The organism is Sphingobium sp. FG11, from assembly GCF_057809915.1.
The window spans coordinates 13,276-35,177 of the sequence record NZ_JBMDKW010000013.1 but is presented as its reverse complement, the minus strand read 5'-3'; the positions used below and the strand labels follow the sequence as shown (position 1 = coordinate 35,177).

Genomic DNA, 21,902 nt, shown 5'->3' with positions numbered 1-21,902 from the left:
AAATGACATGGCGGCCGTCGCCGACGCCTATATGGCGTGGTGGACGCTCGCCGGCGTGGATTGCGCCACCGGCGAACCGGCGGTGAACTGGTTGCGCCCCTCGCCGGTCAAAAGCGGGTCGGCGGTGACGCCCTCGCCCGCCGCGCCCGTTCAGCAACCACCGGCGACGCTCGAAGAGTTTCGCAACTGGCTTGCGTCGGACCCAGAGCAGCCCGAACGGCGCTGGCCCGGCGAAGCGATCCTGCCAACGGGTCCGGCCGATGCCGCCCTCATGGTCGTGACCGACATGCCCGATCCGGCCGACATGGCGGCGGGCACATTGCTGGCTGAACGCGCGGGCGCGCTGTTCGACGCGATGTTGCGCTCGATCGGTCTGGAGCGGGCGAATATCCATCTCGCATCGCTGTTTCTGTCCCGTCCGCCGGGCGGCATGGTCGAAGCCGCCGATCTCGAACGCGCGGCGGAACGCATGCGCATCCATGTCGCGCTTGCCGCGCCCCGCCGCTTGTTGATTCTGGGCGATCGGACCGTCCGTGCCCTGATGCCGGTGAACGGGGATGCGACCCGCCCTGAGGGTTCCGATGATTTACGCGTCTTTAACCATCAAGGCGGCACTGTGTCCGCCGTCGCCTCATTTCACCCTCGCCTGCTGCTGACCCAGCCGGCCGCGAAGGCGGAATGCTGGCGAACCCTGCAATGTCTGGTCGAGGAAAAGCCCCTGTGATTCGCGCCGCAGCCCGCATGACTTGCCTGACCCTGCTGGGCATCGGGGCCGCGACCACGCTGCCCGTCAGGGCGATGAGCACGGAATCCTCGCTCCCGGCCTCGATGCTCACCAACAGTTCGTCCCCGCTCCAGCTCGGAGACGGCGACAAGGCGCGCTATGGCGCCATCTTCGCGGCGCTGCGCGACCAGAAATGGGTCGATGCGCGCGCGATGATCGCCACGCTGGACGAAAAGGACCCGGTCCGGCCGCTTGCTCTCTCGGAACTGCTTCTCGCCAAGGGGTCGCCACGGGCCGAACTGTTCGAGCTGCTCGAACTCATCAACAAGGCGGCGTGGCTGCCCAAGGCGGATCAATTGTCCCGCCTCGCGGAAAAGCGTGGCGCGACGATGTTGCCTACCCTGCCGCAAGTACAGAAAATGGTGTGGCTCGGCGCCGCGCCACGTCGCCAATATGTCCAGGCCACCAAGGCGGACGCGCTGGCCCAAATGATCGTCGGCCAGATGCAGCCGTTCATCAAGGCGGACAATCCCGCCGGCGCGGAAGCCCTGTTGACCAGCGGCGAGGCGGGCCTGACCCCCGCCGGTCTGACCGAAGTGCGCCAGCGGGTCGCATGGGCCTATTATATCGAAAATGACGATACCAACGCGCGCCGCCTGTCCGCGCGCGCGCTGGAAACGCAGGCGGGCGGCGACTGGGCGGTGCAGGCGCACTGGACCACCGGCCTTGCGTCATGGCGTCAGAATGACTGTCGCGCCGCCGCTCCAGCCTTCGCCAGCGTCGCGACGCTGGCGGGAGACGCCGATATGCGCGCGGCGGGTGCCTATTGGGCGTCTCGCGCCTATATGGCGTGCGGACAGCCCGAAAAGGTCGAAAGCCTGCTGCGCGTGGCCGCCCGGTCGGACGAAACCTTCTACGGCCTGCTCGCCCGCGAAACATTGGGCATGCCACTCGGCGGCGCACCCGGCACTTCGCGCTTTGGCGAAGCCCAGTGGCAGACGCTGAAAGAAAGCCCCAATGTCCGCGCCGCCATCGTCCTGTCCGCTATCGGCGAGACCGGGCGGGCGGATGAAGCGCTGCGTTATCAGGCGAAAATCGGTGGCTCCGGCCAATATGATGCGTTGCTGCGGCTCGCGTCCGCGCTCAGCCTCGCCGAAACCCAACTTTGGCTCGCGCATAACGGCCCGGCGGGCAAGCAGCCGGAAAGCTTCGCCCGCTTTCCCGCACCAGACTGGCGGCCCGATGGCGGCTGGCGGGTCGATCCGGCGCTGGTCTTTGCCCATACGCTTCAGGAATCGGGCTTCCGCACCAATGCCGTCAGCAGCGCTGGCGCGCGCGGGCTGATGCAGGTGATGCCGCGCACCGGCGGGGATATGGGATTGTCGTCCGCCGCTCAATTATTCGTGCCATCCACCAACATGGAGTATGGCCAGCGCTATCTCGAAAGCCTGCGCGACATGGGCGCGACCGGCGGCCTGCTGCCCAAGGTGATGGCCGCCTATAATGCCGGACCGCTGCCGGTGCAGCGCTGGGCCACCGAAGTCCATGACAATGGCGACCCGCTGCTGTTCATCGAATCGCTGCCCTATTATGAAACCCGCGCCTATGTGAACATCGTGATGCGCAATTACTGGATGTACCAGATCCAGGCGAAGGGCAGCGCCGATTGCCTCACCGGCATGGCGCAGGGCATGTGGCCGACCTTCCCCGGCGCTAAAGGGATCAAGCTCGTCCGCTTGAGCCGCGCGAGCGGCCTCGGCGGCGGCACGGGCGGTTCGGACTGATGCCGATCGACGAGACGCGCGAGTTCCTGCCGGTTCGGATCGCCGTTCTCACGGTTTCGGACAGCCGCACCGCCGCTGACGATCGGTCGGGCGACACGCTGGTCGAACGGATCGAGGCGGCTGGCCATATCCTCGCCGACCGCTATATCGAACGCGACGAGCGCGCCGCCATCGTCGCGCGGCTCCACGCATGGATCGACGATCCGCAGGTGGACGTCATCATCACCACGGGCGGCACTGGCGTCACCGGCCGCGACATCACGCCCGAAGCGCTGGCGCAGGTGCAGGACAAGGAAATTCCGGGCTTCGGCGAACTATTCCGCTGGCTCAGCTATCAAAACATCGGCACCTCGACCATTCAGTCGCGCGCCACCGCCTGCGTCGCGCGCGGCACCTATATTTTCGCCCTGCCCGGTTCGACCGGCGCGGTGAAGGACGCATGGGACGGCATATTGGCAAGCCAGCTCGACAGCCGTTTCCGCCCCTGCAATTTCGTCGAACTGATGCCGCGCCTCAACGAGCGCTAATTACACCCCTTGCCCAATTGTTCTTCATATGTTCTAATTACATATGGCGATCGAGAAAGGCAGAGGCGCGACATTGAACGGCGAAAGTCGTCGCTTCAACCTGCCGGAACGGCTTGCTGACGGCGACTGGCTGGACGCGCTGGCAGAGGGCGAAGACCCAACTCCCCGCCGCCGCACCGAAGTCACCGTCGAACGCCCGCGCAAGATCCTCACGCGCAACACCTCGCCGGACATAGGGTTCAGCCAGTCGATCAACGCCTATCGCGGTTGCGAACATGGCTGCATCTACTGTTTCGCCCGGCCAACCCACGCCTATCATGACCTGTCGCCCGGTCTCGATTTCGAAACGAAGCTGTTTGCCAAACCAGACGCGGCAACGCTGCTTCGCACCGAATTGGCGAAGAAAAATTATCTGCCTTCCCCGATCGCCATGGGCACCAATACCGATCCCTATCAGCCGATCGAGAAGGACTGGCGCATCACCCGGCAGATATTGGAATTGCTGCTCGAATGCCGCCATCCGACCTTCATCACCACCAAATCGGATCGCATCCTGCGGGATATCGATCTGCTCGCCAGCCTCGCCAAACACCAGCTTGTTTCGGTCATGCTGTCGCTGACCTCGCTCGACCCGAAGGTCGCGCGCACGATGGAGCCGCGCGCGCCGCATCCGTTGCGACGGATCGCGGCGGTCGAGCGGCTGGCGGCGGTGGGCGTCCCTGTCGCCGTCAGCATCTCCCCCGTGGTCCCGGCGATCACCGATCATGAGATCGAGGCGCTGGTCGCGCGCGCCGCGCAGGCAGGCGCGCGCGAAGTCACCTATATCCCCGTCCGCCTGCCGCATGAGGTCGCGCCGCTGTTCCGCGCCTGGCTCGACGAACATTATCCCGATCGCGCCGCCAAGGTGATGGCCATCATCCGCGACATGCGCGGCGGACGCGACAATGATCCCAATTTCGGCACCCGCATGCGCGGACAGGGCGTATGGGCGGACCTGATCCGCACCCGTTTCGTCAAGGCGCGCAAGAAGGCCGGGTTCACGGGCGAAAAACTGACCCTGCGCACCGATCTGTTCCGTCCCCCGGAAGGCGCGCAGATGCGGTTATTCTAACCCTCCGTCAGCCGACCAGCCGTGGCTTCCACGCCGGTTGGCGGTTCCTGGCGCGATAGCCTTCCTCGCGGACCTCCATCGATCGTCGGCTCTGGATGGCGAGGCCGGGAATGACCTGAATGGCTTCCAACTGGTCCGCGTCGACGCTGAAATCATCGCCTAGGAAGATGCGTGCCGCCTGCCCGTCGCCCACCGGCACCAGCAGGAAAATCTCGCTCCGCCCCGCGCGGCATGGTGCCAGCAAAGCGGCCAGCGCGGCAACGGCGGCGGGATGCTCCGCCGCGATCTGCAGTTCCAGACGGGATACGCTCGCGATCGCCTTGAACGGTTCCACCCCGCGCACGGTGACGCGCGGCGTTTCCTCGCCGGGCAGGCGGTCCAGTTCGACCAGCAACAGCGCACATTCGCCCTCGCGCGCCATTTCCTCGATCGCCTTGCAGGCATCCTCCTCGAAACAGCTCGCCTGAAACTGCCCGCTCTGGTCGGAAAATGTGGCGTTGGCATAGCGCGCGCCGCGCTTGGTCTCGCGCCAGCGCACATCTTCCACCATGGCGGCCATGATCGCGTTCACGCGCCCTTCCGCATTGGGCATGCCCATCGGCTGCGCGCAGATCGTGCCATAGCTTTTCGCGCCCCGCGCGTCGGCCAGATGGCGGTAGCGATCGACGGGGTGGGCGGAGAAATAAAAGCCGAAAGCCTCCTTTTCCTGCGCCATACGATCGGCCACCGACCATGCCTGATGCGGAGGGATGCGCACATCGGCATGCGGCGTTTCTGCGTCGCCGAACAGGCCGCCTTGCCCGCTCTCGCGCGCCGCCGCATTGCTTGAAGCGACCGACAGGATCGTTTCAGCCGCAGCATGGACCCCGGCCCGATCCTCATGCACCTCGTCAAAAGCACCCGCCGCCGCCAGGCTTTCAAGCTGACGCCGGTTGAGCAGGCGCGGTTCGATGCGGTCGGCGAAATCGTCCAGCGTCCTGAAAGGGCCACCAGTCGCGCGCTCGGCGACAAGTTGCTCCATCGCCTTTTCGCCGACCCCTTTCAGCCCGCCCAGCGCATAGCGGACGGCAAAACCGAGCCGCGCATCGTCGCCCTCGTGCGGCACAGGTTCGACCGTGAAATCCGCTTCACTTCGGTTGATGTCGGGCGCCAGACAGGTCAGCCCCATGCGCCGCATGTCATCCACAAAGATGGTCAGCTTGTCGGTCAGATGGATGTCGAACGCCATCGACGCGGCGTAGAATTCCGCCGGATAATGCGCCTTGAGCCAAGCGGTCTGATAGGCGAGCAGCGCATAGGCCGCAGCATGACTCTTGTTGAAGCCATAGCCAGCGAATTTGTCGATCAAATCGAACAGTTCGTTCGCCTTGGCCGGCTTGATGTCGCTCGCCGCGCAGCCTTCGACGAAGCGGGCGCGCTGGGCATCCATTTCCGCCTTGATCTTCTTCCCCATGGCACGGCGCAACAGGTCCGCGTCGCCGAGCGAATAGCCCGCCAGGATCTGCGCCGCCTGCATCACCTGTTCCTGATAGACGAAGATGCCATAGGTTTCTTCGAGGATCGGCTTCAACAATATGTGCGGATATTCAATATCTTCCGTGCCATTCTTACGACGGCCGAACATCGGAATATTATCCATCGGTCCCGGCCGGTAAAGCGAAACGAGCGCGATGATGTCGCCGAAATTGGTCGGGCGTACGGCGGCAAGCGTCTTGCGCATCCCTTCCGATTCCAGCTGGAACACGCCTACGGTATCGCCACGCTGTAGCAGATCATAAACCGCCTGATCGTCCCAGCTCAGACTGTCGAGATCGACCGTGACGCCGCGCCGCGCCAGCAATTGCACCGCTTTTTGCAGCACCGACAGCGTCTTGAGGCCGAGAAAGTCGAATTTCACCAGCCCCGCGCCCTCGACATATTTCATGTCGAACTGCGTGACAGGCATGTCCGACCGGGGATCGCGGTAGAGCGGCACCAGTTGCTGCAACGGCCGGTCGCCGATGACCACGCCCGCCGCATGGGTGGAACTGTGGCGCGGAAAACCTTCCAGCTTCATCGCATAGTCGATCAGGCGTTTGACCTGCGCGTCATTGTCATATTCCGCCCGGAACTCCGCGACGCCGTTCAGCGAGCGTTCGAGCGTCCACGGATCGGTCGGATGATTGGGCACCAGCTTGGCGAGACGATCGACCTGGCCATAGCTCATCTGGAGCACGCGGCCGGTATCCTTCAACACCGCGCGCGCCTTCAACTTTCCAAAGGTGATGATCTGCGCGACATGATCGGACCCATATTTCTGCTGGACGTAGCGGATCACTTCGCCGCGTCGGGTTTCACAGAAATCGATGTCGAAGTCAGGCATCGACACGCGCTCGGGATTGAGGAAGCGTTCGAACAGCAGACCCAGTTGCAGCGGATCGAGATCGGTGATGGTCAGCGCCCAGGCGACGACCGATCCCGCGCCCGAACCACGGCCAGGCCCCACCGGAATATCATGCTCCTTTGCCCATCGGATGAAGTCCGCGACGATCAGGAAATAACCCGGAAAGCCCATTTGGATGATGATGTCGGTTTCGAAGGTCAGCCGCTCGAGATAGGGCTGGCGCTCCGCGTCGTCAGTGATGCCGAGCTTGTCCAGCCGCGCCTCCAGGCCCGCACTGGCCTGCTCGCGCAGCATCCGCGCCTCGCCCTCGATATCGCCGGCCAGGCTCGGCAGGATCGGCTTGCGCTTGGGCGCCGCCACGGCGCAACGCTGCGCCACGACCATCGTGTTGGCGATCGCTTCGGGCAAATCCTCGAACAGCCGCCGCATTTCGGCCGCCGGCTTCATCCAGGCGTCGGGCGAACTGGTCTTGCGATCCGCCGTCTCCACATAGGCGCTTTCGGCGATGCACAGCATGACATCATGCGCCTCGTGGAAATGCGGCTCGGTGAAGCAGGTGGGGTTGGTCGCGACCAGCGGCAGATCGCGGGCATAGGCGAGGTCGAGCAGATGCGGTTCCGCCTTGCCTTCGACCGGATCGAGCCGACGGCAAATCTCGATGAAGAGACGGTCGGGAAACAGCGCCTCCAGCCGCGCGGCATAAGCGAACGCCGCATCGGGCTGATCCTCCGCGAACAGTCGCGCCAGTGCGCCTTCCCCACCGGCGGTCAGCGCGATCAGCCCGTCCGTGCGCCCAGCCAGCATCGCCATGTCGACATGCGGCGGTTCTTCGATCGGTCGGTCGAGATGCGCCATCGACACCAACTGGCACAGATTATCGTATCCGGCCTTGTCCTGCGCATAGAGCGCCAGCCAGTCATGGACGGCGGGCGCATTGGCCGGACGATCGGGCCGCGCGATGCCCAGCATGGCGCCGACGATCGGCTGCACCCCTTCGCCCTTGCAGCCGTCGGAAAAAGCCATCGCGGCATAAAGGCCGTTACGGTCGGTCAGCGCCGCGGCGGGAAAGCCCAGCGCCTTCGCCTGCTTGGCGATCGCCTTCGGCTCGATCGCCCCGTCCAGCATCGTATAACAGGAAAAAACGCGCAGCGGGACGAAGGAAGCGTGGGACATGCGGCAGCTTATCCGGCAGGCCGCGTCCCGCCTAGCCCCTTGCCGCGAAAAGCTGTGGATAGAGCGACGGACGGGCTGCGGGGGTCCGCTCCCGATCTTAAACAATTCCCAATCTATTGACCCTAATTTTCCGTCGTTATGCGTTTGTCCACGATCACCAACTGGGCCTATGGCGCGACCGTCGTGCTGACCCTGGCCTCTGGCGCCACCATGTTGCTGGCGTCGGGCGCGGAGGAACGCGAGCGCGCCGCCGTGGAGCAGCGCGCGACATTCGATCAATTGACTTCGACACTGGAGGAAGATGTCCTGCGCGAGACCGAGCAGGCGCGCGGCTTCATCATCACCCACGACCCCAGTCATGTTATCGCCTATCGCCGCGAAAAGGCGGAATTCCGGTCTGTCGAATCCCGCCTGGCCCATCTGAAGGATGCAGGCGCCAATCAAAGCGAACTGGGCGCAATCCATCAGGCGCTGCACTGGGCGGATGCACTCAATGATGAACAGGACGCAGCCATCAAGGCCGCACAGGGCGGCGACGACCAGACCGCGCGAACCATCCTGTTCGGCGACGAATATGGCCGCGAACTCGACCGCATCGTCTCCCAGATCGGCAAGTTCCAATATATGCTGGACCAGCGCACCGAAACGGCCGTCAAGCGCGCCACGGAATCGGCGCGGCAATGGCGGCGGGTGTCGGAATTCATGCTCGGGGCGACCGCACTGCTGTTCCTGTGCGTCCTCTATTTCATCCTGAAACAGCGTATCCTGCGGCCAGTCGTTCGCCTGAGCGACGTGGTGACGCGCCTCGCCGCCCAGGATTTCGCCGCCATCCCGCCAGAATTCGCGCAGGTGGACGAAATCGGCGACATGGCGCAGGCGATCCGCATCTTCCGCGAAAATGGCCTCGAACGGCAGCGGCTGGAGCAGGAACGCGACGCCGATCACAAGATGCGCGATCTCCTCTCGCGCCTGACGCAGCGGTTGCAGGGGTGTGACAGCACAGCGGATCTGGTCGATATCGTCCGTCGCTTCGCGCCCGAAATCGCGCCGGCTTTCCCCGGACGCCTCTACATTTACGACGCGCGGCGCAATGCGATGCATCAGGCCTGCGACTGGCTAAACCCCGTACAGTCGCGCGAGGTGTTTCCGCCATCGGCCTGCTGGGGCCTGCGCCGGGGCCAGACCCACAAGCCGGCTGGCGAGATGATCGACATCCCGTGCGATCATCTCGATGGCCACGCCGCCATTTCCACCATCTGCATTCCGCTCGCCGCGCAGGGAGAAAGCATTGGCCTGCTTTATTTCGAGCTGCCGGGTGATTTCAGCGCCGAGCAATTGAGCCGCACCGAAAAATATCTCGAAATGCTGGCGGAAAATATCGGCCTTGCGCTCGCCAATCTGCGCCTGCGTGATGTGCTGCGCGAAATGGCGATGGCCGACGCGCTGACCGGCCTCGCCAACCGGCGGCAGTTCGACGCGGTGATGACGGCGCAGGCGACGGAGGCCGAACGCAACCGGACCCCCTTTAGCTGCCTGATGATCGACATCGACCATTTCAAGCGGTTCAACGACAGCTATGGCCATGATGCCGGCGACGCCGTGTTGCGGGCGGTCGGCGAAGTGTTGCGCGAATCCCTGCGCGAGCATGACCATGCGTTTCGATTGGGCGGCGAGGAGTTCGTCCTGCTGATGCCCGGCTTCGATCTAGGCCAGGCGCTGACGCGGGCGCGACAGGTGCAACAGCAGATCCAGCAACTACAGGTCGAACATCAGGGCAAGGAACTGGGACAGGTCACGGCGTCCTTCGGCCTTGCCACCTTCCCCGAACATGGCCGTGCCGAATCGCTGGTGCAGACCGCCGACGCGGCATTGCTGCGCGCCAAGGCGCAGGGCCGCGACCAGATCGCCATTGCGGCGACCCGCGCAAACGACTCAGCGGTCGCCTGACGCTTCTTCCAGCACGCCTTCATGCAGCCGGACCACCCGGTCCATTTTCGCAGCGAGCCGCTCATTATGCGTCGCGACCAGAGCGGCGGAGCCTTCCTCCCGCACCAGCCGCAGAAACTCCGCCAGCACCACATCCGCCGTGCGCTCGTCCAGATTGCCGGTCGGTTCGTCCGCCAATACCAGCGCCGGCCGATTGGCCAGCGCCCGCGCCACCGCCACGCGCTGCTGCTCCCCGCCGGACAACTGGCTGGGCCGATGATCCAGCCGATGGCCCAGGCCGAGCGAGGAAAGCAGTGACCGCGCCCGTTCGCGCGCCGTTCCCATTTCCACGTCGCGGATCACCTGTGGCAGGATGACATTCTCGGTCGCGCTGAAATCGGGCAGCAGATGGTGGAACTGATAAACGAACCCCAATGCGTCGCGACGCAGCCGCGTGCGCCCGTCATTGTCGAGCCGGGCCGCTTCCTCGCCGGCGATGCGGATCGATCCGTCGAACCCGCCCTCCAGCAGTCCGACCGCCTGCAACAGCGTAGATTTGCCCGATCCGGACGGCCCGAGCAGCGCGACGATCTCGCCCGGTCCCACCGTCAGGTCGATGCCGCGCAACACATCGATGGTGACGCCGCCCTGGGTGAAGCTGCGCGCCAGTCCGGCGACCTTGAGAATGTCATTCATAACGCAGCACCTGAACGGGATCGGTGTTGGCCGCCTTGAAGGCCGGGTAGAGCGTCGCCAGGAAGCTGAACAGCAGCGCCATGATACAGATGGTGGCGATCTCCACCGGGTCGGGTTGGGCCGGCAGTTCGGTCAGGAAGCGGATCGAGGGGTCCCAGAGATTCTGCCCGGTCACGAACTGGATCGCATTGACGATGCCCTGCCGAAAATACAGGAACGTGAAGCCGAGCACCATTCCCGCCGCCATGCCAAGCGCGCCGATCGTCACGCCGACGGTCATGAAAATCTTGACCAGCCCACCCCGGCTCGCCCCCATCGTCCGCAATATGGCGATATCGCGCGTCTTGGCGCGCACCAGCATGATGAGTGACGACAGAATGTTGAACACCGCCACCAGCACGATGATCGACAGCACCACGAACATCGCCACCCGCTCAACGGCGAGCGCTTCGAACAGGCTGGCGTTCATCTGCCGCCAGTCCGTCACCGCCGCCCGGCCCGCGACCTTGGCCGCCAGTGGCTCCAGAATCGAACCGACCCGATCGGCATCGACTGTCTGCACCTCGATCATCCCCACGACATCGCCCAGCAGCAGCAGCGTCTGCGCATCCTCCATCGGCATGACGACGAAGGCCTTGTCATAATCATAGATGCCGACCTCGAAGATCGCGCCGACCTGATAGGCGACCTGCCTTGGCACCGTACCGAACGGGGTGGAGCGGCCCGCAGGATTGATGATGGTGATGCTGTCGCCGAGTTGAATCCCAAGATTTTCCGCCAGTCTCGCGCCGATCCCCACCTTGCCGCCATTGGGGGTCAGCGAATTGAGACTGCCCGCGATCACCTTGGCCTTGAGCGTGCTGTTCGTGCGGATATCGCCGACCGTCATCCCGCGAACGAGGATTGCCTCCACCCGGCCCTGAAAGGTTGCCAGCAGCGGCTGCTCGATCATCGGCGTCGCGCTGATGACGCCGGGCGTCGCCTTCGCCTCGCGCAGCACCGATTTCCATTCGGGCAGGCGGCCGCCATAGCCCTGCACCACCGCATGACCGTTCAGACCGACAATCTTGTCGAACAGCTCGGCGCGAAATCCGTTCATGACGCTCATCACGATGATGAGCGCGGCGACGCCCAGCATGACGGCGGCAAGGCTGATGCCCGCCACCAGGAAGATAAAGCCCTCGCCCTTGCCGGGCAGCAGATAGCGCTTGGCGATCATGCGTTCGTAACGGGAAAGAATCATGGGCGGGCGGACGGCCTCTTCCGTGTCGGTTTCGCCTGACCGTCTAGCAGGGTCTGGTTGCCGGGCAAGCATCGGCGCGATGTTGCTCTTGGGACACAGGGGTCGGGCGAAAATCACAGCGGCCCGACTTTGCCCGTGACAGCGCGGCCCGGCAGTCATAGCAAGACACTTGAAACACAGGTAAATGGCCGTGGTTCAGGGACACTGCATCCCGTTTCGAGCTTAGGGGGCTAAGAAACGGTCGAGGCAGTACCGAAGGGGGAGACGAGCAATCGTCCATGAAGTGCCCGGATCGTGCAAGCGGTCCGGGCACTTTTTATTGGCCCTTGTCATGAACGCCCTCCGCGCGGTTCAAACGCTTCATTTTCCGGCCTGATTCCCCCTTGAAACCCCTTTTCTTCGAACCATATCGATGCCGTTCGGCCGCCATACGGGGTCGGACATATGTAAGGCCGGGCGCCATTTTGGGTCCGGCATGTTCATTTTGCTCTTTGGGAGATTATGACAATGCGTGGTTTCGACCTTACCCCCTATCGCCGCTCGACCGTCGGCTTCGATCGTCTGTTCGACCTGATCGAAAACAACGCCCGACTCGCGCAGGCGGACAATTATCCCCCCTTCAATATCGAGCGCCTGTCCGAGGATCGCTACCGCGTGACGCTCGCCGTCGCGGGCTTCCGCACGGACGAGATAGATATCACCGCGCAGCAGAACCTGCTTCAGGTGACCGGGCGCAAGGATGAAGGACAGCCGGGCGATCGCGCCAAATTCCTGCATGTGGGAATCGCGAATCGCAGCTTCGAGCGCCGTTTCGAACTGGCGGACTTCGTGCGCGTCGAAAAAGCCGATCTCGCCGACGGACTGCTGGTGATCGAACTGGTGCGCGAGATTCCCGAGGCGATGAAGCCGAAGAAAATCTCGATCAACGGCGGCCAGCTTGTGGACATCAGCGCCCAGAGCCGTGACGCCGCGTAAAGTCAGAGAGGGCGCGGCCGTGGGTGCCGCGCCCTTTCCTATATCTCGACCTGACTGCCCAGTTCGACCACGCGGTTGGTCGGCAGGCGGAAAAATTCCATCGCGCTTTCCGCGTTGCGCAGCATCCAGGCGAAAATCTTCTCGCGCCACAACGGCATACCCGGCTTGGCCGATGGCAGCAGGGTCTGGCGAGCGAGGAAGAAGCTCGTATCCATCATCTTGAACGCCTGACCGCAGCCGGTGACATTTTTGAGCGCCGCCGGGACATCCGGCTCCTGCATGAAGCCATATTGCAGCACCAGGCGGAAAAAGCCGCGCCCCAGATCCTCCAGCTTGCAGCGGCCGTCATCCTCCACCACCGGCACATCCCTGATCTTCACCGTCAACAGGATGACGCGCTCGTGCAGCACCTTGTTATGCTTGAGGTTGTGAAGCAACGCATGGGGCACGCCGTCCGGGGTTGAGGTCATGAACACCGCGGTCCCCGGCACGCGCACCGCGCTGTTGGCGGCGGAAGCCACGAACACCGGGATCGGCATCGCCGCCTCGCGCAGCCGGTCCTGCATCAGAATGCGCCCGCGCGACCAGGTCGTCAGCAGCGTAAATATCAGGAAGCCGATCAGCAGCGGGAACCAGCCCCCTGCCGGCACCTTGGTCAGATTGGCCGCCAGATATGCGCCGTCCACCAGGAACAGCACGGCCAGCAACGGCGCCGCATAATACCAGCGCCATTTCCACAAGCGATAGAGCACGACGGTCAGCAGCACATTGTCGATGAACATCGCGCCGGTGACGGCGATGCCATAGGCGGCGGTCAGGTTCGACGAGGTGCGGAACACCATGACGAGCAGGATGACCATCACCATCAGGCCCCAGTTGATGAGCGGGATGTAAATCTGTCCCGCCGTCGACGCACTGGTATGCTCGATCCGCAGGCGCGGCATGAAGCCAAGCTGGATCGCCTGCTGCGTCACCGAAAACGCGCCGGAAATGACCGCCTGCGATGCGATTATCGCCGCCAGCGTGGCCAGCGCGATCAGCGGCAGTTGCGCCCATTGCGGCGCGAGATGGTAGAAGGGGCTGTGCAGCGCGCTCGCGCCCTCCCGAAACAGCAGCGCGCCCTGCCCCATATAGTTCATCATCAAGGCGGGCAACACGAAGGCGAGCCAGGAAACGCGGATCGGGTTGCGCCCGAAATGGCCCATATCGGCATAGAGCGCCTCCGCCCCCGTCACCGCGAGGACGACCGACCCGAGCGCCAGAAAGGCGGGCAACGGATCGGTCAGGAAGAACATCGCGGCCCAATAGGGATTGAGCGCAAAGAGGATGCCCGGCGTCTGCACGATACTGATGACACCCAGCGTCGCGATCGTGACGAAGTAGACCAGCATGATCGGACCGAACAATGTCGCGACCCGGTTCGTGCCCAGCCCCTGAATCCAGAACAGGCCGATGAGAATGATGACCGCCGCCGGCAGGATGATCGGGGCCAGCGCACTATTATAGACCGCCAGACCTTCCACCGCCGACAGCACCGACACCGCCGGGGTAATCATCGAATCGCCGTAGAAAAGCGATGTCGCGAACACCCCCAGCAGGATGATCCCGCGCGACCAGCGCTGCGTCTTGGTCTGGCCGTTGATCAGCGCCAGCAGCGCCAGGCTTCCGCCCTCGCCCTTATTGTCGGCGCGCATGATGATGGTCACATATTTGAGCGTCACCACCAGCATCATCGACCAGAACATCAGGCTGATGACGCCCAAGATATGATCGGGATCGAGATCGAGATGATGGTGCCCGGCAAAGGTTTCGCGAAAGGCGTAGAGCGGGCTGGTGCCGATGTCGCCGAACACGATGCCGATCGCGCCCACCACCAGTTTGGCGGTGGCTTTCTGCGTCGCATGACCATGGCCATGCTCGTCAGCCGGAGGAGTGGCGTCGGCAATTTGTTCAGCCATGAAAGCCACGCCACATCGTCATGATTTTTCGGCACCCCTGCGAAGGCGATGGCCCGGCTTTTTCAGCGGTCCCGCGCAAAACGCCGCGCCCTAACATGGCGTTTGCAGCCGTGCAACGATGGCGCTGCGCCGCATCATCGCGCCGGACCGGGGGTGGCAGCCAGCATCACATCGATACGCCCGATATCGCGCTCCAGTTCCGCGCGGAACGGGCTGTTTTTGGGCAGGCGCGCCGCCAGACCCGTCCATATCGAGCGGGCCTGCGCCAATTGCCCCGCCCGGACGAGCGCGATGCCGTAGAAAAAGGGCGGGGCCGGCGCTTCGGGATCGATCGCCATCGCGCGGCGATAGGCGAAATCAGCCGCGGGCGAGAGCGCTCCGTCGGCATGCGCCACCAGCGCATTGCCCATGCCCAGCCATAAATTCGGATCATCGGGCAACTGCCGCAGCCCCGATAGCAGCACATTGGCCGCATCCATCCGGTTGCCCTGTCGCGCCATGCCATCGGACATCAGCAGCCATGGCCCGGCAGGACCATAGCGTTCACCCAGCCCGCGCCGCTTTTCCGCCAGCGCCTCATCAAAGGAGGATGTCCCCCGATCAGCAGACTGACGGGGCGCGCCGCGCAGCCCCGGATGCCCCTGCCAGGCATAGCCGGCAAGACCCAGCAACAGCGCTGCGGCGGTGATTTCCCATGCCGCGCGGGGCAACCGGCCGATCGCCATCATGACGCCCAGCACCGTCACGGCGATACCGATTGCGATCAGCCAGCCGGTCATGCGCGCCTGCGCCTTATCCGCCCGCGCAGCAGCAGCAGGCCAAGACCGAGCAGCAACACGGGCGCGGCCCAGAGCGGCCACAAAATCGGCGCGGCGGTCGGCTCGTAGCTGACCCAGTCGCCATAGCGGGCGATCAGCCATTGGCGGATATGTTCGGGTTGCTCGCCTTTCATGATGCGCTCGCGGATTTCCGACCGCATGTCGCCTGCCAGGCTCGCGCCGCTATCGGCGATCGACTGGCTCTGGCAGGTCAGGCAGCGGATCGTCTCCATCAGCGCGCGCGCCTTGCGCTCCAGCGCGGGGTTCTCGATCTGGCGGTCGGCATAGGGCGCGGGAGGCAACGCCGATTGCGACAAGGCGGGGCTTGCGGCCAGCATCAGCAGGAGCGACAGGATCAACCGCGTCATCGCGCCGCCGCCAGCCGTTCGAGAATCATCGGCACATCGTCGGCGCGAATGTCGCCGATATGCTGGTAGGCGATGCGGCCCCGGCCATCGATCACGAAGGTTTCGGGCACGCCGGAGGACCCCATCGCGATCTGTACCCCGCTGCGCGCGTCCAGCCCGATGCGGGTATAGGGGTTGCCGTTGCGTCTGAGAAAGCCGTCCACATCGGCCCGCGCATCGCGGATAGCGATGCCGTCAATCTCGACCCCCGCCTGCCGCAGCGCCATGAGCTGGGGCGCTTCGGCGGCACAGGGCACGCACCAGCTGGCGAAGATGTTGAGGAGGCGCGGGCGGCCGCTCGCGAAATCGGCGCTGGCGAGCGCCGGCCGGTCGCTGGCGGCGGCGGGAAGGACAAAGGCGGGCAGCGGCTGGCCGATCATCTTCGACGTGATGACATGATCGTCCGGCTTGAACAAACCGCCCGCGAACAAGGCGAAGAACCCCAGGAACAACGCCAGCGGCAGCCAGATGCGCCACGCCCTCATGCCGCCATCCTCGCGCGCCATTTGAGCAGCCAGCCGCGCCGCTCCCGCCCGACCAGCGCCAATGCGCCCCCCAGCGCGACCATGATGCCACCCAGCCAGATCAGTGTGACGAACGGCTTCCACCAGATGCGCAACTGCCACCGGCCCTGATCGGCCTCCTGCCCCAGCACGACATAAAGCTGCCCGTCCCAGCGGGTGAGCAAGGCCGCCTCACTAGTCGTAGTGGCGGCCGAGGCGAAGAAGCGCGACTGGGGGTGCAAAGCCACGGGATCGCCGCCGCCCCGGCTGGCTTCCATATCCGCCTGGAGCGCGGTCCAGTTGTCACCGGCCAGCGGCATGATCTGCTCGAAGCGCAGCCGCCACCCGGCGGTCTCGATCACATCACCGGGGCGCGCCGCGACCAGCTTTTCGGTGGTGAAGGCCGCATCGCAGGCCATGCCCGCGAGGCTGACGGCACAACCCAGATGCGCGATCACCATGCCGTAGGTGAACAGCGGCGTGCGACGCAGGTTACGCCGCCACAGCGGAGCGATGCTTGCGGCCCCGACCGCCAACGCCACGACGAGACCGAGAAAAGGCAATATCCCCATCCGGCCCCACGCGGTCATCCCAAGGCCGGTCAGCGCGATCAGGCCCAGCACGGCGGGCACGGCGACGCGTTTTGCGACCGCGCGCACTTCGTCCCGACGCCAGCGGACCATCGGTCCCACCGCCATAGCGAGCATCAGCGCCAGCGCGATCGGCCCGGCGATCCGGTTGAAATAGGGCGGGCCCACCGACACCTTATGCCCGAACGCCTCTGTCATCAGCGGATAGAGCGTGCCAACTAGCACCAGCCCGAGGATGACCGACAGCAGCAGATTATTGACGACCAGCATCGTCTCGCGGCTCACCAGATCGAACGGCGCGCCCTCCCGCACCGCGCCCACGCGCCAGCCGAACAGCGCAAGCGCCCCACCGATATAGAGCGCGAGCAGCCCTAATATGAAAGTCCCCCGCGAAGGATCGACGGCAAAGGCATGAACGCTGGTCAAAATGCCCGATCGCACGAGGAACGTGCCGACCATCGACATCGAGAACGCCACCACCGCCAGCATCACCGTCCAGGCGCGCAGCCCGTCGCGGGTCGCCAGCACGGTGACGCTGTGCAGCAGCGCCGTCGCTGCCAGCCACGGCATCAGCGAGGCGTTCTCCACCGGGTCCCAGAACCACCAGCCGCCCCAGCCCAGCTCATAATAGGCCCAATAGCTGCCCGCCGTGATGCCGAGCGTCAGCAAGATCCACGCGCCGAGCACCCATGGCCGCATCGCACGGGCAAAGGCAGCATCGACCTGCCGTGTGAGCAGCGCGCCGATCGCGAAGGAAAAGGCGACCGACAGGCCGACATAGCCCAGATAAAGCGTCGGCGGATGGAAAGCGAGGCCGGGGTCCTGGAGCAGCGGGTTCAGCCCCTGCCCATCGGCCGGGGGCGGATTGATTCGGGCGAAGGGGTTGGAAGCGAACAGTAGAAAGGCGTAAAAGCCCAGGCTGATCGCCGCCTGCCCGCCCAGCGTCGCCATATGCGTATCGCGCCGCAACGCCCGCTCGAACAGCGCCACCGCCGCGCCGGCGACGCCCATCACCGTCACCCACAGCAGCATCGATCCTTCGTGATTGCCCCAGGTCCCGGCAAATTTATACAGCCACGGCTTGGCCGAATGGCTGTTGCTGGCGACCAGCAGCACCGACATGTCGGACCGCAGGAACAGCGCGATGAGCAGGCCGAACGCCAGCGCCGTCAGCGCGCCCTGCGCCACCGCCACCGGGCGCACGCCGCCCAGCAGTTCCGCCTTGCCGCCAGCCAGCCCGATCGCCGCCAGCGCCAGTTGCAACAGCGCCAGCGCCGCGGCGAGCCAGAGCGCGGCAAGGCCAGCTTCGGCAATCACCGCGCCGCCTTCATCTGATGCGTTTTCTCATCATATTGCATGCCTTCCAACTCGCGCGGCATGTAGCGTTCATCATGCTTGGCGAGCAGATTGGTGGCGACGAAGGTGCCGTTCCGGTCGAACGCCCCTTCGGCCACGACGCCCGATCCTTCGCGGAACAGATCGGGGGTAATGCCGCTGAAAGTCGCCGGGACAGTCGCCTTTCCGTCCGTTACATCGAATCGGATCGTGATGCCGTCCGCCGCGCGCCTGATGCTATGCTTCACCACCATGCCGCCCAGCCGGATCGCCTTGCCCGGTTCGACGCCTTTAGCCCGCACATCGGCGGGCGCATAGAAATAGGCCGCCTCATCCTTGAGCGCGGACGCGGCGAGCAGCCCCGCCCCGATCAGCGCCGCCAGCGCGGCCAGCGCCAGAATCAACCGTTGATGCTTGGCTTTCATGACCGTCCCGACAGGCTTTCGGCCTCGGTCTCGGCCAGCCGCATGGCCCGCCAACTGGCGAGCGTAATCCCGGCCACCCCCAAAGTGGTCAGCGCATAGGCCGCGATCACGAAGCTCCACTGGTCCATGCCGATCAACCCCGCGCCAGACGCTGCATCCGCGCCTCCACCTTGTTACGCGCCAATATCGCCCGCATCCGCATGAGCACCAGCGCCGCGAACAACAGAGTAAAACCGAGCAGCGTCAAACCAAGCGGCCACAGCAGCGAACCCGCTATGCTCGACCCGCGCAGCGTGATGCTCGGCCCCTGATGCAGGCTGTTCCACCAGACTACCGAACGATTGATGATCGGCAGGTTCACGGCCCCCACCAGCCCGAAGATCGCCGTCACCGGGCTGACCCCGCCCCGCCCTTCGCGGCGGCTCGCGCCGGACAGGGCGATATAGCCGAGATAGAGAAAGAGCAGGACGAGCATCGAGGTCATCCGCCCGTCCCATTCCCACCAGGTCCCCCAGGTCGGGCGGCCCCATATCGATCCGGTCAGCAGGCAAAGCGCGGTAAACAGCGCGCCCGGCACGGCGATTGCCCGCCCCGCGATCGCCGCCAGCGGATGCCGCCAGACCAGTTGCATCACTGCCGCGATCGCGATCCCGGTCCATCCCGCCATTCCCAGCCAGGCGGCGGGCACATGAATGTAGAGGATTCGCACCGTCTGCCCCTGAAGATAATCGGCGGGTGTGACGAACAGGCCACATAGGGCGCCTGCCAGCAGCAGCAGCAGCCCCGGCCAGAAAAGCCAGCCGGTCAGCGGCCGGGCGATCTTCAAAAACCGCGCAGGATTGGCAAAGCGATGCATCGGGCTGGGTCTTTAACCGCGCCGGGGGCGGAGCGCCAGTGGCCCTTTTTGTCAAAGCCCTGCACCGCCGAGTCACATATCCGAACGAAATGCCGCGCTTTTTTGTTTCAGGCAGGCGACAAATGGACAGGAAGTCACTATATGCGCGCCAGGCACGCACTGCGAGAGCAGGCAGGATCGGCAATGGACCCGTTCACACCCATGATAACAACACACCCGTTCGACGATGACAAGCTGCGTGAGGAATGCGGCGTGTTTGGTATTTCCGGTGCCGACACGGCTTCGGCCATCGTGGCGCTCGGCCTGCACGCGCTCCAGCACCGGGGCCAGGAGGCGGCCGGCATCACCAGCTGGGATGGCCATGATTTCCACACACATCGGGCGATGGGCCATGTTGCCGGCAATTTCGACCGGGACGAAGTGATTCGCGGCCTGCCTGGCGGCACCGCATGCGGCCATGTCCGCTATTCCACCACCGGCGAAACGTCGCTGCGCAACGTGCAGCCGCTCTATGCCGAGCTGAACTCGGGCGGGTTCGCGATCGCGCATAACGGCAATATCTCCAACGCCATGAAGGTGCGGCGCGAACTCATCCGGCGCGGCTCGATCTTCCAGTCGACCTCCGACACCGAAGTCATCATCCATCTGGTGGCGACATCGACCTATCGCACCCTGCTCGACAAGTTCATCGACGCGCTCAAGCAGGTCGAGGGCGCCTATTCGCTGATCGTGATGACGCCGGAAGGCATGATCGCCTGCCGCGATCCGCTGGGCATCCGTCCGCTGGTGATGGGCAAGCTGGGCGATGCGACCATCTTCGCATCCGAAACCGTGGCGCTCGATGTCGTCGGGGCCGATTATGTCCGGTCGATCGATCCGGGCGAGCTGGTGATCGTCACGCATGATGGCCAGGTCCGCAGCCATCGGCCGTTCGGCGAAGTTCATCCGCGTCCCTGCATTTTCGAGCATGTTTATTTCAGCCGCCCCGATTCGATCGTCGATGGTTCCAGCGTCTATTCGGTCCGCAAGGCGATCGGCGCGCAGCTCGCGATCGAAAATCCGGTCGAGGCCGATTATGTCATCCCGGTGCCCGACAGTGGCGTGCCCGCCGCCATCGGCTATGCACAGCAATCGGGCATTCCGTTCGAGCTGGGCATCATCCGCTCGCACTATATCGGCCGCACTTTCATCCAGCCGGGCGACAAGGTCCGCCATCTGGGTGTGAAGCTCAAACATAATGCCAATCGCGCGCTGATCGAAGGCAAGCGGATCGTTCTGGTCGATGATTCGATCGTCCGGGGCACCACATCCCTGAAGATCGTGCAGATGATGCGTGAGGCGGGCGCGGCGGAAGTCCATATGCGGATCGCCAGCCCGCCGACCCGGCATAGCTGCTTCTACGGCGTCGATACGCCCGAGCGCGCCAAGCTGCTGGCCCACCGTCTCGATGTCGGTGGCATGCAGGATTTCATCCACGCCGACAGCCTGTCCTTCATTTCGATCGACGGTCTCTACAAGGCGCTGGGCGAAGCGAAGCGGGCCGACATCCGTCCGCAATATTGCGACGCCTGCTTCACCGGCGACTATCCCACCAGCCTCACCGATCAGGATGAAGCCGTGGTGCAGAACCAGTTCGAGTTGCTCGCCGAACGGGTCGTCTGATCGTCACCCGCCCCGACCTTTGATCCCGACGGCCGAAAATGCCGTCGGGCAGGCGCAGTCCCATTCTGGACGAACGGAATATTTCATGACCGACACTCTTCCCCTTTCGGGCAAGCTCGCCCTTGTGACGGGCGCCAGCCGTGGCATCGGCGCGGCGACGGCGGTCGCGCTGGCGGCTGCCGGCGCGCATGTCATCCTGACGGCGCGCACCGGCGCGGCGCTGGAGGAAGTGGAGCAGCGCATTCACGAAGCGGGCGGGAGCGCGACAATCGCTCCACTCGACCTAATCGACGGCGAAAGCATCGGGCGGCTGGCGCAGGCGATCGGCGGACGCTGGGAAGCGCTCGACATATTGGTGCTGAACGCCGCGACTCTCGGTAGCCTGGCGTCCGTGCCGGCGATCGATGCAAAGGAATTTGCCCGCTTGCTGACGCTCAATGTCGCCGCTCCGCAAGCGATGATCGCCGCGTTCGACGCCATGCTCCGCGCGAGCGGCGACGCGCGGGTGATCGGTATCACCTCATCGGTCGGGGCAGCCCCGCGCGCCTATTGGGGCGCTTATGGCGCGTCGAAGGCTGCTCTGGAGGTGCTGGTGAACGCCTATGGCGAGGAGATGAAGAATATCTCCGCCATCCGCACCCATATTGTCGATCCGGGTGCGACCCGCACGGCGATGCGCGCCCGCGCTTATCCGGGGGAAGATCCGGCCTCGGTAAAAACGCCCGAAACCGTCGCGAGCGCCCTTCTCGACCTGATCCTCGCCGACGCCCCTTCAGGTCAGCGCATCCGCGTGAACGCCTGAAAGC

General features: G+C 64.6%; 19 protein-coding genes. 8 read left to right on the top strand and 11 right to left on the bottom strand.

Annotated elements, in window-relative coordinates; genetic code table 11:
* Positions 1-7: 7 nt before the first annotated feature.
* Genes ACODSN_RS12155 through ACODSN_RS12140 form a run of 4 tightly spaced genes read left to right on the top strand, consistent with a single transcriptional unit; the run spans position 8 to position 4,146 of the window.
* Positions 8-724, top strand: a complete 717-nt coding sequence (locus tag ACODSN_RS12155) for a uracil-DNA glycosylase family protein (RefSeq protein WP_489055761.1) — start codon at positions 8-10, stop codon at positions 722-724.
* Positions 721-2,508 carry a lytic transglycosylase domain-containing protein gene (locus ACODSN_RS12150; protein ID WP_489055760.1) on the top strand — a complete coding sequence of 596 codons (1,788 nt, stop codon included), beginning with the start codon at positions 721-723 and terminating at the stop codon, positions 2,506-2,508. The genes ACODSN_RS12155 and ACODSN_RS12150 overlap by 4 nt, the downstream gene beginning before the upstream one ends.
* Entirely contained in the window at positions 2,508-3,035 is a 528-nt protein-coding gene (moaB, locus tag ACODSN_RS12145; RefSeq protein WP_489055758.1) for a molybdenum cofactor biosynthesis protein B, read from the top strand. The genes ACODSN_RS12150 and moaB overlap by 1 nt, the downstream gene beginning before the upstream one ends.
* A 43-nt stretch (positions 3,036-3,078) precedes the next feature.
* Entirely contained in the window at positions 3,079-4,146 is a 1,068-nt protein-coding gene (locus ACODSN_RS12140; RefSeq protein ID WP_489055756.1) for a PA0069 family radical SAM protein, read from the top strand.
* Between the two features lie 7 nt (positions 4,147-4,153).
* On the opposite strand, the gene dnaE is transcribed toward ACODSN_RS12140, so the two are convergent.
* The gene (dnaE, locus tag ACODSN_RS12135) at positions 4,154-7,702 is read right to left on the bottom strand and encodes a DNA polymerase III subunit alpha (RefSeq protein ID WP_489055754.1); all 3,549 of its coding nucleotides are present in this window, start codon (positions 7,700-7,702) and stop codon (positions 4,154-4,156) included.
* A 138-nt stretch (positions 7,703-7,840) separates the two neighbouring features.
* Between dnaE and ACODSN_RS12130 the strand changes: the two genes are divergently transcribed.
* Complete coding sequence (locus ACODSN_RS12130; RefSeq protein WP_489055752.1) at positions 7,841-9,649, top strand: diguanylate cyclase; 1,809 nt, start codon at positions 7,841-7,843, stop codon at positions 9,647-9,649.
* Here ACODSN_RS12130 and ACODSN_RS12125 read toward each other — a convergent pair.
* Positions 9,635-10,324, bottom strand: coding sequence for an ABC transporter ATP-binding protein (locus ACODSN_RS12125; RefSeq protein ID WP_489055750.1), 690 nt, complete (start codon positions 10,322-10,324; stop codon positions 9,635-9,637). The genes ACODSN_RS12130 and ACODSN_RS12125 overlap by 15 nt on opposite strands.
* The gene (locus ACODSN_RS12120; RefSeq protein ID WP_489055748.1) at positions 10,317-11,567 is read right to left on the bottom strand and encodes a lipoprotein-releasing ABC transporter permease subunit; all 1,251 of its coding nucleotides are present in this window, start codon (positions 11,565-11,567) and stop codon (positions 10,317-10,319) included. Before ACODSN_RS12120 ends, ACODSN_RS12125 begins: the two co-directional genes overlap by 8 nt.
* A gap of 501 nt (positions 11,568-12,068) precedes the next feature.
* Between ACODSN_RS12120 and ACODSN_RS12115 the strand changes: the two genes are divergently transcribed.
* On the top strand, positions 12,069-12,542 hold the full coding sequence (locus ACODSN_RS12115) for an Hsp20 family protein (RefSeq protein ID WP_489055746.1): 474 nt from the start codon (positions 12,069-12,071) through the stop codon (positions 12,540-12,542).
* A gap of 38 nt (positions 12,543-12,580) precedes the next feature.
* Here the strand turns inward: ACODSN_RS12115 and ACODSN_RS12110 are convergent, their stop codons facing one another.
* From ACODSN_RS12110 to ccmC, 8 genes are all read right to left on the bottom strand, one after another.
* Positions 12,581-14,500, bottom strand: coding sequence for a potassium transporter Kup (locus tag ACODSN_RS12110; protein ID WP_489055744.1), 1,920 nt, complete (start codon positions 14,498-14,500; stop codon positions 12,581-12,583).
* Between the two features lie 134 nt (positions 14,501-14,634).
* On the bottom strand, positions 14,635-15,279 hold the full coding sequence (locus ACODSN_RS12105; RefSeq protein ID WP_489055742.1) for a tetratricopeptide repeat protein: 645 nt from the start codon (positions 15,277-15,279) through the stop codon (positions 14,635-14,637).
* Positions 15,276-15,686 (bottom strand): cytochrome c-type biogenesis protein, encoded by a 411-nt coding sequence (locus ACODSN_RS12100; protein ID WP_489055740.1) that lies wholly within the window; start codon positions 15,684-15,686, stop codon positions 15,276-15,278. The genes ACODSN_RS12105 and ACODSN_RS12100 overlap by 4 nt, the downstream gene beginning before the upstream one ends.
* Positions 15,683-16,231: a redoxin family protein gene (locus ACODSN_RS12095; RefSeq protein ID WP_489055738.1), complete on the bottom strand. Its 549-nt coding sequence runs from the start codon at positions 16,229-16,231 to the stop codon at positions 15,683-15,685. Before ACODSN_RS12095 ends, ACODSN_RS12100 begins: the two co-directional genes overlap by 4 nt.
* Entirely contained in the window at positions 16,207-18,135 is a 1,929-nt protein-coding gene (locus tag ACODSN_RS12090) for a heme lyase CcmF/NrfE family subunit (RefSeq protein ID WP_489055736.1), read from the bottom strand. Before ACODSN_RS12090 ends, ACODSN_RS12095 begins: the two co-directional genes overlap by 25 nt.
* Positions 18,132-18,578 carry a cytochrome c maturation protein CcmE gene (gene ccmE / locus ACODSN_RS12085; protein WP_489055735.1) on the bottom strand — a complete coding sequence of 149 codons (447 nt, stop codon included), beginning with the start codon at positions 18,576-18,578 and terminating at the stop codon, positions 18,132-18,134. The genes ACODSN_RS12090 and ccmE overlap by 4 nt, the downstream gene beginning before the upstream one ends.
* The gene (locus ACODSN_RS12080) at positions 18,575-18,715 is read right to left on the bottom strand and encodes a hypothetical protein (protein WP_489055837.1); all 141 of its coding nucleotides are present in this window, start codon (positions 18,713-18,715) and stop codon (positions 18,575-18,577) included. The genes ccmE and ACODSN_RS12080 overlap by 4 nt, the downstream gene beginning before the upstream one ends.
* Complete coding sequence (gene ccmC / locus ACODSN_RS12075) at positions 18,712-19,434, bottom strand: heme ABC transporter permease CcmC (RefSeq protein WP_489055733.1); 723 nt, start codon at positions 19,432-19,434, stop codon at positions 18,712-18,714. Before ccmC ends, ACODSN_RS12080 begins: the two co-directional genes overlap by 4 nt.
* 201 nt (positions 19,435-19,635) lie before the next feature.
* Here ccmC and purF point away from each other — a divergent pair, with 201 nt between their 5' ends.
* Both purF and ACODSN_RS12065 read left to right on the top strand, forming a co-directional pair.
* Positions 19,636-21,096 carry an amidophosphoribosyltransferase gene (gene purF / locus ACODSN_RS12070; protein ID WP_489055731.1) on the top strand — a complete coding sequence of 487 codons (1,461 nt, stop codon included), beginning with the start codon at positions 19,636-19,638 and terminating at the stop codon, positions 21,094-21,096.
* Positions 21,097-21,181: 85 nt separating this feature from the next.
* A complete protein-coding gene (locus tag ACODSN_RS12065) occupies positions 21,182-21,898 on the top strand; it encodes an SDR family NAD(P)-dependent oxidoreductase (protein ID WP_489055729.1) in 717 nt (238 codons plus the stop codon).
* Positions 21,899-21,902: the final 4 nt, after the last annotated feature.

What these genes read in the sequence shown, in the direction of transcription:
- ACODSN_RS12155 (WP_489055761.1), top strand. Translation starts at nt 8, where the DNA reads ATGGCGGCCGTCGCCGACGCCTATATGGCGTGGTGGACGCTCGCCGGC.
- moaB (WP_489055758.1), top strand. Translation starts at nt 2,508, where the DNA reads ATGCCGATCGACGAGACGCGCGAGTTCCTGCCGGTTCGGATCGCCGTT.
- ACODSN_RS12140 (WP_489055756.1), top strand. Translation starts at nt 3,079, where the DNA reads ATGGCGATCGAGAAAGGCAGAGGCGCGACATTGAACGGCGAAAGTCGT.
- dnaE (WP_489055754.1), bottom strand. Translation starts at nt 7,702, where the DNA reads ATGTCCCACGCTTCCTTCGTCCCGCTGCGCGTTTTTTCCTGTTATACG.
- ACODSN_RS12130 (WP_489055752.1), top strand. Translation starts at nt 7,841, where the DNA reads ATGCGTTTGTCCACGATCACCAACTGGGCCTATGGCGCGACCGTCGTG.
- ACODSN_RS12125 (WP_489055750.1), bottom strand. Translation starts at nt 10,324, where the DNA reads ATGAATGACATTCTCAAGGTCGCCGGACTGGCGCGCAGCTTCACCCAG.
- ACODSN_RS12120 (WP_489055748.1), bottom strand. Translation starts at nt 11,567, where the DNA reads ATGATTCTTTCCCGTTACGAACGCATGATCGCCAAGCGCTATCTGCTG.
- ACODSN_RS12115 (WP_489055746.1), top strand. Translation starts at nt 12,069, where the DNA reads ATGACAATGCGTGGTTTCGACCTTACCCCCTATCGCCGCTCGACCGTC.
- ACODSN_RS12110 (WP_489055744.1), bottom strand. Translation starts at nt 14,500, where the DNA reads ATGGCTGAACAAATTGCCGACGCCACTCCTCCGGCTGACGAGCATGGC.
- ACODSN_RS12105 (WP_489055742.1), bottom strand. Translation starts at nt 15,279, where the DNA reads ATGACCGGCTGGCTGATCGCAATCGGTATCGCCGTGACGGTGCTGGGC.
- ACODSN_RS12100 (WP_489055740.1), bottom strand. Translation starts at nt 15,686, where the DNA reads ATGACGCGGTTGATCCTGTCGCTCCTGCTGATGCTGGCCGCAAGCCCC.
- ACODSN_RS12095 (WP_489055738.1), bottom strand. Translation starts at nt 16,231, where the DNA reads ATGGCGCGCGAGGATGGCGGCATGAGGGCGTGGCGCATCTGGCTGCCG.
- ccmE (WP_489055735.1), bottom strand. Translation starts at nt 18,578, where the DNA reads ATGAAAGCCAAGCATCAACGGTTGATTCTGGCGCTGGCCGCGCTGGCG.
- ccmC (WP_489055733.1), bottom strand. Translation starts at nt 19,434, where the DNA reads ATGCATCGCTTTGCCAATCCTGCGCGGTTTTTGAAGATCGCCCGGCCG.
- purF (WP_489055731.1), top strand. Translation starts at nt 19,636, where the DNA reads ATGATAACAACACACCCGTTCGACGATGACAAGCTGCGTGAGGAATGC.
- ACODSN_RS12065 (WP_489055729.1), top strand. Translation starts at nt 21,182, where the DNA reads ATGACCGACACTCTTCCCCTTTCGGGCAAGCTCGCCCTTGTGACGGGC.